The organism is uncultured Clostridium sp., assembly GCF_934754915.1.
In the GTDB taxonomy this organism is placed as follows: Bacteria; Bacillota; Clostridia; order Clostridiales; family Clostridiaceae; genus Clostridium.
Window position 1 is genome coordinate 1 of the sequence record NZ_CAKVKB010000270.1, and the last position, 2,694, is coordinate 2,694.

Sequence of the window (2,694 nt, forward strand, 5' to 3'; positions counted from 1 at the left end):
GATTAAGTAGATTTTTAATGGAAAGGGTAATATGTGAATGGAAAGATAGATGTTCTTTAATATATCTTTTTGCAAATGATACAGTGCTTGATTTCTATCCTAAATTTGGATTTAATAAAGCAGAAGAATATCAATATTCAAAAAACATAGTAAATGATAATTTAAATATACAATTTGAAAAATTAAATATGGATGATGTAGATAAAAGGAAATTTGTATGTGAAAAAATAAAAAATTCCATTGCATATTCAAAATTGGCAATGGAACAGTCCGTAGATTTGATTATGTTTTATAGTATTGGATATATGAAAGAAAATGTTTATTATATAAAAGATTATGATATTATTGTGTTTGCAGAATTTAATGTAGATACATTAATTATTATGGATATATATGGTGAGAATAATATAAGACTAGATACTATTATAAATGCTTTGGCAGATGAAAACATTAAACATGTAATATTGGGTTTTGCACCTAGTGATGAATGGTTATATGATATTGAATCGTATCATGAAGAAAACACAACATTATTTGTTATGGGAACAGATAGTGGTCTATTTAAAGAAAATAAATTAAAGTTCAGTCCGTTATCTCATGCTTAATCAGATTTTATAGGTATTTTAAAATAAATATGGTTATCATACAAGAATTATTTATTAATAATTCTTGTATGATAACCATATTCAGCAATTAAATCTTTTCATGTTTATTAAAATGTGCGATATTATCAAATTTATCAGGTTTATCTTCAGAAAATTCAAAATCCTCTTCACCTGTTAAATAAGCATATTTATCATTGTTTTCATTAATATCCATATTATCTGATATTAGTGAAAGTTTTTGATTTATTTTCTCTAATATATAATTTTGATAACGTTTTTGTTTGTAAGATTTGATATATACAATAAAACACCATATACCTATAAACATAAAAATGGACATGAATACCATTGAAACTATCAAAAATGCACCTGTTAAAAATTCCATTTATAAAACCTCCTAAAAAGATAAATTTATTATAACATAAAATGTATATATTGATAGAGTATATAATAATTTTTGTAACTTATAAAAAATTATTGCAAACTTAAATGAAAATCTTGGACTTATGTAATATTGCAATTGATTAAGATTTATATTAATTGGGAATAATATGTATAATTAAATAAATTGAGTAAAGGGTGGAACAATGAAAAAGTATATAGTGCTCATTTTAACAGTTGTTCTCATAATAATTTTAGGGTTGAGCTTTATAGAATATGATAATATCAGCGCTACAAATAGCATTCTACAACAGGAAATAACATATGGAGCTGATGATATATCTCAAGATTTTAGTGAAGTATCTAGTTTATCAAGTACTGACATAAATATATTATGTGCATTAACTAAAGGACTTGTTGAAAAAAATTCAGATGGTGAAATTATACCTTCACTGGCTTCAGAATTTATAAAGAGTGAAGATGGAATACAGTATGAATTTAAGATAAGGGATGATGTATTTTGGAGCAATGGAGATAAAGTTACTGCAAAGGATGTTGTGACTTTTTTTAAGGAGTTGCTAAAAGAAAGCTGTGAAGATGATATACATTGTATTATGAATATATATGGAGCAAGAGCGTTTAAAGAAGGAAAAGTAAGTTTTGATAATGGAGTAGCAGTTAATTGTAATGATAATAATGTAGTCATAAGATTAAATAATAGATATGATAATTTTTTAGAAGATTTATCTAAGCCACAATATAGATTGAGAAGAAATCTTGTAATGTGGAATAATTTAATTAAAAATCACTCGAATTTGGATTATTGTGGTGATTATAAAATTAAAGAAGCTTATGAGACAAATATTTTATTAGAAGAAAATAATAATTATGATAAATTTAAATATATAAATTTTATAAGAGATGATAGTGTTGAAATAGCTATGGCTGCTTATGAAATTAATGAACGAGATATAGTAAAGGATCCTCCAGAAAGTGAATTAAACAAACTGAAAAACGAAAACAATCTTATAACAATTCCAGAAAATAAAGCTACATATATGGTGATAAATAATTCATCAATTTCAATGTATGGAAGAAGAGAAATATATAAGCTTGTTTATAAAGCTGTAGAAGAGTATTACAGTAAAAACACACAAGAATTTGAGTTGGCTGAAGGATGCTATTTTAGAGAAGAAAAGAATAATTTGACAAGAGTTCAACAGAGAAAAGTAGATAGTAGTAAAGAATATGATTGGAGTAAGCCTCAAGTATTAACATTTATTGCAAGAGAAAGCAAGCAGAATAAAATTTTATTAAGAATAATTAAGGAATGGTTTAAAAATAATACCGATATTACAGTAAAGTTTACTTTAGCTAATGAAGATGAATTTAATGATTCAGAACTTAAAAATAGATATGATGTTGTTATAGTCAATAATGAACCATTTATATCAGATAAGGAAAAATTTTATTTAGAATTTAAAGAATATATTTCAGACACTGATAATGATAGCTTTAATAAGTTGAAAATAAATAATGGTAATGGAGATTACTGTAATTTAGAAGATGGTCTGTTTTATAATTACAAGATACTTCCATTAATATTTTATAATGAAAATATGGCAGTATCAGATAAAATATCTGAAATTGTTTTAGATGGAAATAATAATATTATATTTAATAAATTAAATTAGAATTAATAAAATTA

The 2,694-nt window shown here is 24.0% G+C and carries 3 protein-coding genes; 2 read left to right on the plus strand and 1 reads right to left on the minus strand.

Translation table 11 applies throughout. The features are described from left to right. On the plus strand, positions 1-605 hold a 605-nt coding region (locus Q0F58_RS18655; RefSeq protein ID WP_294379441.1), incomplete at its 5' end, for a GNAT family N-acetyltransferase. Between the two features lie 88 nt (positions 606-693). Here the strand turns inward: Q0F58_RS18655 and Q0F58_RS18660 are convergent. Further along, positions 694-990, minus strand: a complete 297-nt coding sequence (locus Q0F58_RS18660) for a hypothetical protein (protein WP_294379444.1) — start codon at positions 988-990, stop codon at positions 694-696. Between the two features lie 202 nt (positions 991-1,192). Here Q0F58_RS18660 and Q0F58_RS18665 point away from each other — a divergent pair, with 202 nt between their 5' ends. Continuing rightward, on the plus strand, positions 1,193-2,680 hold the full coding sequence (locus tag Q0F58_RS18665; RefSeq protein ID WP_294379445.1) for an ABC transporter substrate-binding protein: 1,488 nt from the start codon (positions 1,193-1,195) through the stop codon (positions 2,678-2,680). Positions 2,681-2,694: the final 14 nt, after the last annotated feature.